Origin of the sequence: Marinomonas sp. CT5, from assembly GCF_018336975.1 — a bacterium.
Classification (GTDB): domain Bacteria; phylum Pseudomonadota; class Gammaproteobacteria; order Pseudomonadales; family Marinomonadaceae; genus Marinomonas.
In genome coordinates this window covers 1,739,850-1,755,093 of record NZ_CP025572.1, presented here as the reverse complement: position 1 = coordinate 1,755,093, position 15,244 = coordinate 1,739,850, and the positions used below count along the sequence as shown (strand labels likewise).

Sequence of the window (15,244 nt, the reverse complement as noted above, 5' to 3'; positions counted from 1 at the left end):
TCTGCTAAACAAGCGTGTCTAGCACAGCCAAAACTTGATCAATACGAATATGCTGCATGGCCTTAGGGTCATGCACCGTTGTCGCCCAAGGCAAATCAGCAACAGGTTTATTGTATTCCTTTTCAGCAAGCTCTTCATATACACTCACCACGTTATCTAAATCTTGATAAGGCCCCGTACGCTTTGGATTTGATAAAGCATATAATCCCAAAACAGGCGTCCCAACTAAAGTGGCAATATGCGCTGGGCCAGTATCAGGACTAACAACAAGTAAAGCGTCTTTTATTAGAGCACACATGGACTCAACCGAAGTTTTACCGACTAAATTCACCACGCCTTTTATGCCCGACTCAATCTCCTGAGCAAAATTCACTTCTAGCGCTGACGGCCCACCAGTTAGAATAGGCGTAAACCCCTTCTCTAAAATACGATTGATCACAGCTCGATTTCCCTCCAAGGTCCAATTCTTTTCGATTTTAGAGCCACAAGGATTGACAACCACATAGGGGCTAGAGAGTTTAAGAGGATTATCAGGCAAATCTAACTCACACGGAAAACTCACATCTTTGACACCTAAAACACTCGCTATCGACAAAAATGAATCCAATACATGATAGCCTCTTGGCTCTGGAGCCAGTTCATTCACAAACCAATTCTGTTTTTCCCGTGATCGAGACAATGAAAAACCAATACGCCTTTTTACTTTGAGCATACGTGTCAGCACACTGGATCTTGATGACCACTGCAGGTGCAATAAGGCATCAAAGCGAATATGTTTGAGCTGCTTTCTCAACTCAAACATTCCAGAAAAACCTGTTTTCTTATCGTATTCAATTACTTCAACGCCTTTTAACAGACGAACCAGATTAGCCTCCAAAGGTGAAGTAATCCAAGTGATTTTTGCCGCTGGGTACACTTTCATCAGGGCCTGAACAACCGCTACGGCATGACAAACATCCCCCAATGCAGACAAACGAACCACGGCAATTTGTTGAATATTCTCTTGTTGCATGTCTTCCTCTTAGGGCTGCTTAAATTCGGCAAGTATTATAGAATACTCAACCTTGAATGTGTCCAAGTTTATAAACATCAAGTAACACCTAATTAAAGCGAGCAATATGCCACAAACCATTAAAATATCGCCAAATACGACTTTATTAAAAAGCAATTTAACTTTGCCTATTTCAACATCATGGTTTGACCCTTCATTCTGGCAGTCACAACACGCACTTACTGGCACAGGAAATGGTCGTGGTGCAGTGTGGTTTATTAATAGTGAATTTGGCCAATTCGTCATACGCCGTTATCGACGTGGTGGATTTATCGCAAAATTCAATAAAAGTCGCTTTCTTTTCGTAGATTGTAAAAAAACACGACCTTGGCTAGAGCTCAATTTGTTAGAAAAAATGAACGAACTATCCCTTCCTGTTCCCAAGCCTATTGGTGGACTTTTCACCGTTCAATTTGGCTTTTATCAGGCCTCATTACTTACCGAAACCATTCCTAACGCACGTGATTTATTCGACATAATAAAAGAGAACCAAAGCAAGGATGTAGATTGGAGCAACATAGGACGCGTGATAAAACAGTTCCATAACAATGGCATTTATCACTCAGATCTAAATTGCCACAACATCATGATTGATAACCAACAAAAAACCTGGGTTATCGATTTCGATAAATGTGAACAAAGATCCCCCAATAAAGATTGGATGCAATCCAACATCAACCGCTTAAAACGCTCGATTGATAAAGAATCCAATAAACACGCAAATTTTTATGTTTCTGAAGAACAGTGGCAGACTTTTTTGGAGGGGTATCGTGGCTAAAAGCACATTAAACAAAAGTATCAAAAACTTTATAGGCCCGAAGCATTGGCTAACTTGGCTAAGTATGGGCATTATTTTTATTGTTAGTTTTTTACCTTGGCCTATCCAAAATTTTTTAGGAACCAATTTAGGCAGATTGATCTATTTCTTAAGTGCCAACAGAAGACGTATTTGCAATATTAACTTACGCCTATGTTTTCCTGAGATGCCAACATCAGAAAGAAAATCACTAGCAAAAGCGCATTTTGCTAGTATGGGCGTAGGTATTTTTGAAATGTTTAACTCTTGGTTTCAAGACAGAGACAAAACAATACCTAAAGTCAGCTTCAGTGATCAGGATGTTATAGAAAAAGCACTTGCAAAAGGAAAAGGCTGCATTGTGATCGGTGCGCACTTTTCATCTATCGATCTCTGTGGCACACATTTGGCTCGTTTTATAGATATACATCCCATTTATAAACTACAAAGAAACCCTGTTATGAACTGGGTAATGGAACGCCAACGCAAGCACATTTACAGCAAAACAATTGACAGCAAAAATGTTCGTGACGTTATCAAGTCACTTAAAGACAATAAAGCGGTCTGGTATGCAGTTGACCAAGATTATGGCCGTCGCAACTCCGTATTCGCGCCATTTTTTGGCCACCAATGCGCTACCCTAAGCCATATAAGCCGACTAGCAAAAAACTCTCAAGCAACGGTATTACTTTATGATTATGGTCGCACAAAAGACGGCTATTTTCTCTCTCTAAAAGAATTAAAAGATTACCCTACTGGGGATGAAGTCGTAGACGCCACTACGGTCAATAAGTTGATTGAAGCACAGATATTACCGAAAAAAGAACAATACTTTTGGTCTCATCGTCGTTTTAAAACTCCTGTTATCCCTGGAGCACCAACACCATACGACAAATAAAAATACCCCCCTGAAAGTGAAGAGACTCTCTCAGGGGGTTATTTTGTTAACAAGAGGACAAATTAAAAACTGTCCCTCACTTCCGCCATTAAGCGCAAAGACTTCAAACGAGCTTCCGCATCGTGAATGGGCATGGAAATAATCAGCTCATCAACATTAGTTGTATCGACAAAGCTCTTTAGCTTAAAAGCAACCGACTCTTTCGAACCAACAATCGCATATTGCAACATATGCTCTACCATATGCTTTTCACTTGGTGACCAAATTTCATCCATTTTCTCTACAGGTCGAGCAAAAGGTAGATTTCGACTGCGACGCAAATTAACAAATTGCTGTTGGGCAGAGGTAAATAAGTATTTTGCCTCTTCATCTGTATCAGCAACCACAGCCATAACACCCGCCATCGTATGTGGTTTTGAAAGTTGCTCAGATGGCTTGAAGTTCCTGCGATAAACCGTAAGCGCCTGTATCAACTGGTCAGGGGCAAAGTGGGAAGCAAAAGAATAAGGCAGACCAAACTCAGCAGCCACCTGAGAACTATATAGACTGGAACCTAGCATCCATAAAGGAACATGGGTATTTCGACCAGGAACCGCCATAATCCCCTGATCACCATCACCTAATAAGCCTTGCAATTCTAAAACGTCATCAGGATAGCTATCTACAGAAGCATCCATGTTACGACGAAGCGCTCTTGCGGTTTGCATGTCCGTTCCAGGAGCCCTTCCCAACCCCAAATCAATACGACCAGGGTATAATTCAGCCAAAGTTCCAAACTGTTCTGCAATCACCAAAGGCGAATGATTGGGAAGCATCACGCCACCAGAACCGATACGAATTGTTGAAGTTGCCGCACCAAGGTGAGACAAAACAACAGAGGTTGCAGAACTAGCTACACCCGCCATACCATGATGTTCGGCTAGCCAAAAGCGTTGATAATTGTGTTCTTCTGCCGCAATGATCATACGTCGGCTCATTGCCAATGAATCCGCAACAGAACTTCCTTCCGCAATGGGCGCAAGATCAAGTATTGAAAATGGAACCATAATATTCATCCAAGAAAACTAATATGCCTTCTATTTAAGACTCATCAGCAGAAGTTACAAGGACTCAATCATGCACTAAATGCAGAAACGAAAACCAAAGCACATTTAGAGCCATTAGCTTATCTATTCTCCAAGCGGTTATAGTCTAAAATCCCACTTTCTCTAGGACGATCAATCTTGTTCAAATTACCAATGGCATCACTAACAAACCAGAAGTTAGGATGAGTTCTGCGGATGCCAAAACTGTCCACAAGCTCCGCATAATCTTCTTCTGTTTTAAGGCTTCCAACTTGTTCCGCCCAATCAATTAGCTCACTTTCTTCCACCTGCATCAGAACATTAGGGTAATCCCCTAACACGCCCTTAGCTAAGGTTACACCATCTTCATCCGGTAAACGCGCCGCTTCCTCATCCAGTAGACTGGAAATATTGGCGTGGGCTTTATTATGAATCAGACTAAGGACCTCCATTGGTTCACCTTGCTTCGTCACCAAGATAGTGGCAACGTTAGGCAAATGCACCAACCCGCCGCCACGCACTGACTGTAACTTATATAAGGCTTTAAGCTGATTAGCATTGAGTTTGCTTTGCTCTAAGTCATAGCCATGGTCTAGCACTGTGGACAATTTATCACGCAGCATTTCATACAATTCAGATTGGTGATCATCCGTCTCAAAATCAATCTGAGTCTGACGATCTACTTTGATATAATCACTGAATATATAGTCTTTAATGGTTTGATTAGCCTCTCGGTACCAGTACTGGCGAATCGACTCTCGGTCTTCTTTAGGCAGCAAAAGTAAGAAGTTCATCTCACCCTCCATCCTCAAAAAGTCCATATACAAACGCGTTTCTAGCTGATGCCCAACATTACCATAAACATCAAATCCAGCCACAAGCAGATAGTGAATTCTCTCTAATAAAGGATAATCAATGACCCACGCGGTTTTTGGCTGTTGCCCAACCATCCCTTTGACCACAGAAGCATTATCAAAATGACGAAATACAGTTAATGCAGCATTTTGATTATAACCTTCACCATCCCAAATCAAACTTAGATCCAAAGGAATCTTACTGCCCAACTCATTTTCAACAAGCTTTGCTTTTGCTGACAAATAAGATTTTTGCTGGTCCGAAAAAGTAATCCATGATGATAACGCCAAGGTATTACTCGACCCAATTGCAGGTAAATCTAAGTTCTGCACCTTATCTTCTAAGTAATCCGCAGACCCTTTGTTATAAACCACTTCTGGATCAATAAAAAACACCCAAAACTGCTCATTAATTACATTCACTGCCACCTGTCCGCGACAAACAGGCCCTTTAATAAAAGACATAATGGTTTTTTGGGAGTGATCTAAGAGAAAGCGATAACGTGCATACGCTGGTATCTCACGAAAAGTTTTAAAGGGATTAGTCGCTACTTCCGGATCATAGCCAGGATCCTTAGTAACCTGATAACTATCATCATAGAGATAAGACTGCCAACGCTTATATCTCTCCTCACTTAATTGCATGGGAATATGGTTTTTTTGGACTTTAACTTCGGGATCAGTCCACAAACGATAATAAACACGATCAACACCCGGTGGATCATATGGGCGTCGGGTCGCAATTCTATCAATCGGCTCGCCAGGTGGCGTTTTAGAACGAACTAATTGAAAACGGTATTTCTCCCCATCATCCAAGTACAAACTATATAAATAAAGATGCTCATAGATATAACGAGAAATTAGCTGGCTTTTCAAATCATCGCCATTTAAACGTGACTCCCATAACGCAACTTGCTTCTGCATGTCCGCAGATAAAGGTTCAGGCTTAGGCATTTTCCCACCTTTCGCCAGCCAACGAGTTAACACATCATATTCATCATCATTTAGCTCAGGAAGCCCATAAGGCATACCCCATTTCGGATAATCTTTCTCGAATTGATCATAATTCTCAATGCTCACGCACTGCTGATCACGAGCAAGAGAGAAGTCATAATCATCAGATAGAACTGGTTGAGTAAAATCTCCCTGTTTTTTACGTAACGCTATCGCTCGATACAACAAGCTACCTTGTAGATTTGCTGATGGTGACTGCTCACGTTCATTTAAAACAGGATGGAACCCTTTTGCGCGCCACTCATCGGTTGTTTTCGCATCAATAAATAAGCGTGTTGGAGACGAAGCCAGTAAGCGTGTGCCATCATAAACCAACTCTTTAGAACCGCCACGCTCTATCCCACCAGCAGCCGTAAATTTCAGTTGGCAAGGTGCGTCGTAACAAGCATGACAGGAAACACAACGACTATCTAAAATAGGCTTAACTTGCTCATTATAAAATGCACTGTCTTCTTTACTAACATCCGCAATGCGATTTGCAGGATCGGCTGATCCAAATACATTGTCAAATTGATGTGTCGCATAAGCCGCACAGCCCGAAACGAGCAGCAGTGAGCAAAGAAGGGTCAGCCACCGTGACATAAATTATGTTCCTTTTATTCTCATTCGTATTAATTTGTGAAGTCATTCACTGTATATCATTACTCAAGACACACTTATCTACAGATCCAACAAAACACCTTTAAAAATAACCAGTGAGCGAAATAATTGACTTATACACTACACATAAAAAAGCGCCGATAACGGCGCTTTTATCAAATTTGCCATCAAGGCACTCTCTACGCGCCTTATCAAAAAGAACTATTCGTCGTCAGCAACTTCAACATCAGAGAAATCATCCGATATTTCATAAGCGTCATCACCCATATCATCATTGGCCAACAACAAAGCCTCTTCATAGGCGCCGCCAAACTCTATACGGGTGATATCGTATAAATCATATTCAAACGTATCATCAAACCATCGAGCATCTGAGCCAATTTCTTCTAGCTCATAAGTAACAGCATCCGCTCGGATTACACGACCTATTTCACAACTGTCCGGTTCAATCTCTTCACGATGAAGCGTTACTAAACCAAACTCTTCACTGATATCCATTAGCAACACGGCTAAATCATCAAGTTCGACTTCAGGATCAACAACCTCTTCACCACGAAGCGATAATACTTTTTTCTGGAAGTCATTAAAGGGAGCCGGATGAGCGAAATCACTTATATCCTCTAGAAAGAGAACCTGATAACCATTAAGACGAACACTATCATCCACCAATTGGAGCAAAACCATTTCTTCATTGGCATCCACAACAAAACCGTCGGTCCAACTGTCAGGTCCATCCAACTCTTCACGAAATATGCGAACAACATTATTTCGAGTGCGGGCTTTTTCCAATTCAATGAGCATATAGGCTCCCTAAAAATACGTAAAATATAAACACTCGCTAGTGTAAACCTAGCCAGCATAATGAACAACTACTGCAGCACGTCGTGCCAGTTCTCAATCATATTAATCAGGTCTTCTAAGCCACATTCCGCTTGAATGCCATCCGTTGATGTTTGGTAAAAGCTCTCCTGTGTATCAAACATCGCTTTAATCTCCTCCGCAGCAGAATCCAAATCCACTCGACGCGAAACAGACACCCCTTCTTCACTCAAGATTACATCAAAAGGGCCATGCTTGAATTGAGTGGTTTCTTTTTCCGACTCCGCCAAACGAGCCGCCATCAATACACGTTGAATACTTTCCAAATCACGTACGTACTCAGAGACCCACTCACCAATTGCAGCGAATTCATACCCTGTATAAATACGATAAACATTTTCGTCCTGATCAAAGGCAATTTCATAATCCATGACCGTGAACCTCACTGTTTGTCATCTATATTCTCATCTTGCTTACTAGTTTGAACTTCTGCTGATGTCTGATTATTACGATAAGCACGATTACTAGCTTGCTGGCGCTGTGGAACAGCCGCCGCCAACCTGGCTTGCCTTTCAGCTTCTTTCTTAGCTTTCGCTTCTTCAACCAAACGTTCTTCATGAGCAACCATTTCAGGTGTTTCCATGACATAGGGACCAATTGCCCCTGTTCTCACGTCATTCAAAAACACTTCTGCTGCTTTGTGCATGTCAACTTTTCCACCAGCACGTAACGCGCCTCGCTTGGAACCGATGACCTTTAATACTTCATAAGAGTCATCTGAAACATCTTTCAGTTTATAGCGAGTCGTTAGCAACTCTAGATAGTCGGCGATAAAAAACTTCAAACCAGCCAAAGCGACATCTTCATAATCAATCGCAGTATCTCGAACCGCCCCTGTTACTGCTAAGCGATAGCTAGCATCAGGGTTCTCTATTTTGGGCCACAAAATCCCAGGGGTATCTAGAATCTGAAAACCATTGGTTACTTTCAGCTTTTGCTGCGACTTAGTAACCGCAGGCTCGTCCCCTACTTTTGCGACTCGACGCCCTAATAAGGCGTTCATCAAACTAGATTTGCCAACGTTCGGAATGCCAGCGATCATAGCTCGAATGGGCTTCTCTGCCGTGCCGCGATGTGGAACCATTTGGCTCACCCAGTGACTAATTTTTGAAACGTCTACTTTATCTAAAGTCGAAAAAGGATGAGCTAAAACCGAATCATTTCCTTGCCAATGCTCTAACCACAGCGCTAACCGTACTTTATCTGCCAAGTCTTTTTTGTTTAACAAACGTAAAACTGGCACATCACCGCGCAATGTATTTAACATAGGATTTTGGCTAGAATCGGGAATACGGGCATCCAAAACTTCGATAACAATATCTACTTGCGTCATAACATCTTCGATTTCTCGACGCGCTTTATTCATGTGCCCTGGATACCACTGAACGCTCACCCTAACTCCCCTATATTTAACTAAGTCTTTTTGCGGTGGCGGATTCTACCACAAGTTACGATAATAAAGAGAAAATACTATAGCCCTGTATTGCCAAGACGTTAACTCTCTTATGAGTGTAGCCTTAAACTATGATTTAGAAGGCAATATCCTCTAATACCTAATTTTCATCTCAACCAATTGAAGCCTGACTTAAGTCAAGGCAACCACCTGCAAACTCTCTATACTCGATTACTCCATATAAACGACAGCGAGGAATCTGCACCGAGCTAACGTTATTTATATGGTTGTTCTCTCGATCGGACCGAAAAGGTCCATTAGCCGAGGTTGTGTGTGGCCTCGGCTTTTTTCGTTTCTAGCATTACAAAATCTAATACGTCAGGATAGAGTCGCAAAAATGGTGCTTCTGCTTGCTCAATAACCAGAAGAAGATCGTTAATAAAAACCTGCAAGTGCACTCCATGTTGCCAACGCCGCATAATAGAATAAATCGCTTTTTCTACTCCCTCTACTGTGCCTAAGTTAGGTAACCAATTATCCTGTTCCAAAGATGTAATCATATTTTTCAAACGTTCGGGACTACGATATTTATCTCGTTGTAAAGATTTAATAGCCTGCTCACAAAATACATTCAAAGGCACAGCGCTAAAACGTGACCAATATCGTAATAGCCAATAATCCATAACAATATCTTGCACTATTCCTGCAAACCGACGACGCCCTTGTCTGGGCATAGAGCGAAACAAAACGCTTGCCTCATGTTGATCAACCATGACATCGACTTTCTGATGCAAACGCCAACCTTCTAATAAATCATCATCAAGTTGTTTAGTATCAACGGAAAAATCACCTAACAAACTTCCCATAAAAGATGTATTGGTAACAGCTGCGATATGAAGATGCGCAAAATAATTCATTTTCACCTTATTTTTCGATCATAAGAGACAAAATAAGAACATAAATTGTATATAAATGCGTCATGGTTAAGACCATCACTGTCCTTTTAGTCATTTTTTTGCAAAAATACTTTACTTGTCCAAATAGTCAAAACAAAGCATCCCCCAATGGTACTGTATTGATATTTTTAGACGTCGCAGATTACCCTTAATAAGCCAAATCCAAGAGAGACCAAACAAATGAAAATCAAGGTAATTTTAGCTTGCTGCTTAACCCTGCTCTTATGGAATACAGCGACAGCAACAACACTAAAAATGGCCTTTGATGCAGACCCCATTTCATTAGACCCACATGAACAGCTGTCGGAAGGTACACTGCAGTTTTCGCACCTTGTATTTGATCCATTATTACGGTGGAAACAAGATGGTAAGTTTGAACCCCGCTTAGCCACTAGGTGGGAACGAATCGATAATAAAACTATGCGTTTTTATTTACGCCACAATGTTACCTTTAGAACCGGCAATCCTTTTACCGCAAAAGATGTGGTTTATACTATTGAACGACTAAAAACATCGCCTGATTTTCGCGCCATGTTTAACACGATTGAATCGGCTTCTATCGTTGACCAATATACGGTTGATGTTCACTCAACCTATACCAATCCATTGCTACTTAACATCATGACGTATGTATTCCCAATGGATAAAGTTTTCTACCAAGGCCGAGACCAAATAATTAAATATGGTGAGACATTTGCCTCTCGAAATGTATCAGGCACAGGACCTTTTATCATAACCGAACGAGAGCTAGGTAGCCGTATGGAGTTAAAACGTAACCCAAACTATTGGGATACAAAGTCTGCCGGTAATATCGATAAAATTATACTGACTCCAATTAGAGCAGACTCCACTCGACTCGCCGCACTCTTGTCTGGTGATGTCGATTTTATCTTTCCTGTTTCACCGATAGACATTGAGCGCACAAAAAGGATCAAAGGGATTAATCTAGTCACGCTGCCTAGTACGCGTATTTTGTTATTGCACATGAACCAAAAACGCAGAAAAGAGTTTCAAGATATCAGGGTTCGAAAAGCCATTAATTTAGCCATAAACCAAGCACTTATCGTTGATAAAATTCTAAAAGGCTACGCTATACCAGCGGGACAATTAAGTGCTGACCGCTTTTTAGGTCATATAAATGATTTAAAACCAGAATATGACTTAAAAAAAGCCTTAGAGCTTATGAAAGAAGCAGGATATGAAAAAGGCTTTCGTATTAGCATGATGACTCCTAACAATCGCTATATGAATGATGAGAAAGTTGCTCAAGCCATTACCGCTATGCTCTCAAAAATACATATTACCGTCGATTTGAAAACGCTTCCTAAAGCACAATACTTTAAAGAGTTTAATAATCAGAGCGCAGACATAATGATGTTAGGATGGCAATCAGACACCATGGATTCAAATAACTTATTTGAATTTATAATTGCTTGCCCAGATGCCAAAACCGGTCTAGGCGCTTATAATGCCAGTCAATATTGTAGACCTTCTATTGATAACGATATACGCCAAGCCAACCGAGAAATGAACCCTGAAAGGCGCATTCGTCTAATGCAAAGAATAGAACGAACCATATATAATGATGCCGCTATTGTGCCACTCTATTGGCAATCACTCATTTGGGCGGCGAAAGATAAAGTCAAAATTCAAGACATAGTAAATGATCAAAACTACCCTCATTTAGGAGATCTATTCATTGAAGAATAGTAACTATGCCAACCTGATTAAGGTTTTTAATCAAAATAACACTGCGTTAATACGCAATGGGAATACAATTACCCCATGCTAATTTTTTTACTTCGCCGCTTAATGCAAGCCTGCTTTGTTATGATCATCATCAGTGTGATTAGCTTTGCCATACAAGATAAATTAGGCGACCCTGTACAACAAATGGTTGGCATGACGGTATCCCAGCAAGAACGCAACCAGATTCGAGAAGAACTTGGTCTAAATGACAGTTTCTTCCTACAATATTGGCGCTTTGCAAAAGGTGTGGTGCATGGCGATTTAGGCACCTCTTATTATTACAAAGAGCCGACTTTAGACGTTATCTTAGAAAAGCTACCAGCCACTTTAGAATTGGCTATATGCGCTATTATCCTTGTTATTCTTGTTGCTACACCTTGTGGTGTGTTAGCAGCCATTAAGCCCAAACATATACTGTCTCGTTTACTCATGATTGTTAGCTCTATTGGCTTATCTGTCCCCATCTTTATTATTGCAATTTTGATGGTATACATTTTTTCCATTGAGATGAATTTAGCTCCCAGTTTTGGCCGTGGCGAAACGACTAAAGTATTTGGGTTATGGGAAAGTGGTATTTTCACCAAAGACGGTTTGAAACACTTACTTTTGCCCAGTTTGTCTCTTGCTATTGCACTTATGCCTATTTTTGTTCGTTTGATCCGCGCAGAAATGATGGAAGTTTTACAATCTGAATACATCCGCTTTGCTTGGTCAAAAGGCCTTTCGTCTCGACGCATCTATTTCAAACATGCTTTAAAAAACACCATGCTACCAGTAATTACGGTGGGCGGAATTCAAGCCGGAACGCTAGTCGCCTATACCATTCTGACAGAAACCATTTTTCAATGGCCAGGAATGGGATTTTTATTCATGGATGCGGTCAGCCGAGTTGATACTCCACTCATCTCTGCCTACCTAATTGTTGTGGGTGGCATTTTTGTGATTACAAACACTTTAGTGGATTTAATCTATGGGCTGGTTAATCCCACTGTACGCTTAGCGAGTCATGGACTATGAAGTACACACGAAAAGATCTGCTTCATCCAACATCAGGCAGCCGTTGGAGCCATACGCTAACAGGAGTTATGGGTGATAAGCTCGCCATGCTTGCTCTCATTGTCTTTGCGTTCTATTGCCTTATTGCCCTACTTGCACCATTAGTTGCTCCCTATGATATTGCTGACCCCGCATTTATGGACCTAATGAATGCAGAGATTGCGCCGAGCTGGATCAGTGGAGATAACCGTTTCTTATTAGGTACAGATGCGCAAGGACGAGATTTACTATCGGTCATTCTCTATGGCACACGCCTTTCTCTTACCATAGGTATCTGCGCAGTATTGATACAAGCGACACTAGGAATTTGCATTGGTCTAATGGCTGGATATTTGGGTGGCCGCATAGATAATTTTTTAATGCGCTGTGCCGATATTCAGCTGTCTTTTTCTAACATGATGGTAGCAATTGTTTTCTTAGCTATTTTTCAATCACTATTCGGCATGGCCAGCTATCAACAATTGGCTATGGTGATTCTTATTCTTGTTATTGGCTTAACAGAATGGCCTCTTTTTGCACGTACGATTCGTGCCTCCGTATTGGCTGAAAAACAAAAAGAATATGTTGATGCCGCTCGAGTAATGGGTATTAGTTCTAAGCGTATTATGTTTCGCCATATTTTACCCAACACAGTATCACCCATTCTGGTTATTCTGACTGTGCAAATTGCCAACGCAATTGCGGCAGAAGCCGCTCTGTCCTTTTTAGGTCTAGGCATGCCGGCAACAGAGCCATCTCTCGGATCACTTATTTCAGCTGGTTTTGCCTACATGTTTGCAGGTTCTTGGTGGATTTGTGTCATTCCAAGTACCACATTGATTATTTTAATTCTAGCTATGAATTTACTTGGGGATTGGTTACGTGACCACCTAAATCCAAGGACGTATAAAGACTAATATGAACTTATTAAGTGTCAGCAATTTGCATGTCAATTTCCACATGAAAGAGCAGGAACTCGCCGCTCTTATTGACGTCAGCTTCACATTAAATCGCGGTGAACGAATTGCTATCGTTGGTGAGTCAGGAGCTGGAAAATCGGTTTTAGGGTTTTCTATTGTTAATCTCATTGGTAAACCGGGTTACATCAAATCGGGTTCGATCAAGATAGAAAACAAAGAAATAACATCAATGAATATGCGACAGTTACAAGAAATTCGTGGCAAACGCATTGCGATGATTTTCCAAGACCCAATGATGACGTTAAATCCTGTACTGACTATTGGAGATCAACTGGTCGAAACCATTCGTAGCCATACCAAAATCGCCTACAAAGATGCAAAAAGTATTGCCATTGAGAAACTACATCACGTGCAAATAGCATCACCAGAAAAACGCTTTGACCAATATCCTCACGAGCTTTCTGGTGGTATGCGACAAAGGGTGATTATTGCCTCTGTATTGCTACTCAACCCAGATATCATCATCGCAGATGAGCCAACCACGGCATTAGATGTAACCATTCAAGCGGAGATACTACAACTGCTACTCGCTATCTGCCGAGACAATGGTGTAGCGCTAGTGTTAATTAGTCACGACCTTGGTGTCGTGTCTAAAGTCGCCGAACGTACCTTGGTAATGTATGCAGGTCACATTGTAGAAGAAGGACCAACACTCGAAATAATCAATGACCCTCAACATCCTTATACTCAAGGGTTATTAAATGCCTTACCACAAATGACCTTGCCGGGGCAGCGCCTGAACCAAATCCAGGGCAGTATGCCATCATTAGCTGAACGCCCAACTGGCTGCGCTTTCCACCCTCGCTGCCCGTACGCCACACAAAAATGCAAACAACAGCAACCAAGATTTATTTACAGTGGCGTATCCAGCGTGGCCTGCTTTCTTGTAGAAGACATGATTAATGAGTTTACTGAAGGCAATTTGGAGGTAGACGAATGAGTCAACCTATTATCCAAATTAGCGGCCTAGAAAAATCTTTTTCTTCTAATGAAAGCTGGCTTAGTCAATGGCAATTCCGTCATGGCAGACTGAAAAGAAACAAAGACAGCGTCCACGCACTTAATGGTGTTAACCTTGCGATTAATAAAGGGGAAACCTTATGCGTAGTTGGTGAAACCGGCTGTGGTAAATCAACGCTCGCTCGCGTGATTATGGGCTTAACCTCACCATCCGCTGGCGAAATACACTACCTTGACCAACGCATTGATCATTTAAATAACCGTCAACGCATGTTTTTTCGGCGCCGTATGCAAATGGTGTTTCAGAATCCTTATGCGTCACTAAACCCTAGAATGACAGTTTATCAAACACTGAGTGAGCCTATTTCATTTCACAACCCGCAACTGTCACAAGCCCAAGTAGATGAACAAATTGACGAGCTTTTAGAGTCAGTCGGTATTTCAGCAAGCAGCTCAGACTATTATCCGCATGAATTTTCTGGCGGACAACGCCAGCGTATTAGCTTAGCTCGCGCTTTATCGGTAGAGCCTGACTTCATCGTTGCAGATGAACCCTTGTCTGCGCTAGATGTCTCAGTGCAAGCGCAAGTTCTTAATCTCATGATGGAAAAACAGGAAGAGCGCAATCTTAGCTATCTTTTTATCACTCACGATCTTGCCGTTGTAGAGCACTTTGCTACACGAGTCGCTGTCATGTATCTTGGGCGGGTGTGTGAATTGGCCTCAACTAAGACCTTATTTAACTCTCCAAAACACCCTTACACTCAAGCTTTATTGTCAGCTATTCCAAGGTTAGACAGTAATATAGCTCAACCCATTCGTTTAATTGGAGAAGTTCCCACACCTATTGAAAAACCAATAGGCTGTGTATTCCAAGCCCGCTGCCCCTATGCAAATCAACGCTGTTACGATGAATCTCCAGCAATGACACAACAAGTCGATGGCAGTAGCGTCGCTTGTCATGCAATAGAGGAGAGCCGACTATGACGCTTTTCTTTACGACTTCTGCTTGCCA

Annotated in this window: 14 protein-coding genes; 7 read left to right on the top strand and 7 right to left on the bottom strand. The window is 41.5% G+C overall.

All coding sequences use genetic code 11. The features are described 5' to 3' along the window. Positions 1-4: 4 nt before the first annotated feature. Positions 5-1,012: a glycosyltransferase family 9 protein gene (locus tag C0J08_RS08160; RefSeq protein WP_212655654.1), complete on the bottom strand. Its 1,008-nt coding sequence runs from the start codon at positions 1,010-1,012 to the stop codon at positions 5-7. A gap of 106 nt (positions 1,013-1,118) precedes the next feature. Between C0J08_RS08160 and C0J08_RS08155 the strand changes: the two genes are divergently transcribed. Then, the gene (locus C0J08_RS08155) at positions 1,119-1,829 is read left to right on the top strand and encodes a 3-deoxy-D-manno-octulosonic acid kinase (RefSeq protein WP_212655653.1); all 711 of its coding nucleotides are present in this window, start codon (positions 1,119-1,121) and stop codon (positions 1,827-1,829) included. Next, the gene (locus C0J08_RS08150; protein WP_249344586.1) at positions 1,822-2,745 is read left to right on the top strand and encodes an LpxL/LpxP family acyltransferase; all 924 of its coding nucleotides are present in this window, start codon (positions 1,822-1,824) and stop codon (positions 2,743-2,745) included. The genes C0J08_RS08155 and C0J08_RS08150 overlap by 8 nt, the downstream gene beginning before the upstream one ends. A 62-nt stretch (positions 2,746-2,807) precedes the next feature. Here C0J08_RS08150 and C0J08_RS08145 read toward each other — a convergent pair whose 3' ends face one another. The 6 genes from C0J08_RS08145 to C0J08_RS08120 all read right to left on the bottom strand — a co-directional run bounded on the left by C0J08_RS08145 (position 2,808) and on the right by C0J08_RS08120 (position 9,466). Then, entirely contained in the window at positions 2,808-3,791 is a 984-nt protein-coding gene (locus C0J08_RS08145) for an LLM class flavin-dependent oxidoreductase (protein WP_212655652.1), read from the bottom strand. A 119-nt stretch (positions 3,792-3,910) separates the two neighbouring features. Continuing rightward, the gene (locus C0J08_RS08140; RefSeq protein ID WP_212655651.1) at positions 3,911-6,259 is read right to left on the bottom strand and encodes a fatty acid cis/trans isomerase; all 2,349 of its coding nucleotides are present in this window, start codon (positions 6,257-6,259) and stop codon (positions 3,911-3,913) included. A 219-nt stretch (positions 6,260-6,478) separates the two neighbouring features. Beyond that, the gene (locus C0J08_RS08135; protein ID WP_212655650.1) at positions 6,479-7,078 is read right to left on the bottom strand and encodes a hypothetical protein; all 600 of its coding nucleotides are present in this window, start codon (positions 7,076-7,078) and stop codon (positions 6,479-6,481) included. A gap of 68 nt (positions 7,079-7,146) precedes the next feature. Then, positions 7,147-7,527: a YacL family protein gene (locus C0J08_RS08130; RefSeq protein ID WP_212655649.1), complete on the bottom strand. Its 381-nt coding sequence runs from the start codon at positions 7,525-7,527 to the stop codon at positions 7,147-7,149. 11 nt (positions 7,528-7,538) lie between these two features. Then, positions 7,539-8,549: a ribosome biogenesis GTPase YlqF gene (gene ylqF, locus C0J08_RS08125; RefSeq protein ID WP_212655648.1), complete on the bottom strand. Its 1,011-nt coding sequence runs from the start codon at positions 8,547-8,549 to the stop codon at positions 7,539-7,541. A 317-nt stretch (positions 8,550-8,866) separates the two neighbouring features. After that, a complete protein-coding gene (locus C0J08_RS08120) occupies positions 8,867-9,466 on the bottom strand; it encodes an acyl carrier protein phosphodiesterase (RefSeq protein WP_212656272.1) in 600 nt (199 codons plus the stop codon). Positions 9,467-9,685: 219 nt separating this feature from the next. On the opposite strand from C0J08_RS08120, the gene C0J08_RS08115 reads away from it, so the two are divergent. The 5 genes from C0J08_RS08115 to C0J08_RS08095 all read left to right on the top strand — a co-directional run bounded on the left by C0J08_RS08115 (position 9,686) and on the right by C0J08_RS08095 (position 15,216). Beyond that, positions 9,686-11,215 (top strand): ABC transporter substrate-binding protein, encoded by a 1,530-nt coding sequence (locus tag C0J08_RS08115; protein ID WP_212655647.1) that lies wholly within the window; start codon positions 9,686-9,688, stop codon positions 11,213-11,215. A gap of 75 nt (positions 11,216-11,290) precedes the next feature. Then, positions 11,291-12,271: an ABC transporter permease gene (locus tag C0J08_RS08110; RefSeq protein ID WP_212655646.1), complete on the top strand. Its 981-nt coding sequence runs from the start codon at positions 11,291-11,293 to the stop codon at positions 12,269-12,271. Then, entirely contained in the window at positions 12,268-13,206 is a 939-nt protein-coding gene (locus C0J08_RS08105; protein ID WP_212655645.1) for an ABC transporter permease, read from the top strand. The genes C0J08_RS08110 and C0J08_RS08105 overlap by 4 nt, the downstream gene beginning before the upstream one ends. Before the next feature lies 1 nt (position 13,207). After that, complete coding sequence (locus C0J08_RS08100) at positions 13,208-14,209, top strand: ABC transporter ATP-binding protein (RefSeq protein ID WP_212655644.1); 1,002 nt, start codon at positions 13,208-13,210, stop codon at positions 14,207-14,209. Further along, positions 14,206-15,216: an ABC transporter ATP-binding protein gene (locus tag C0J08_RS08095; protein ID WP_212655643.1), complete on the top strand. Its 1,011-nt coding sequence runs from the start codon at positions 14,206-14,208 to the stop codon at positions 15,214-15,216. The genes C0J08_RS08100 and C0J08_RS08095 overlap by 4 nt, the downstream gene beginning before the upstream one ends. Positions 15,217-15,244 lie beyond the last annotated feature (28 nt).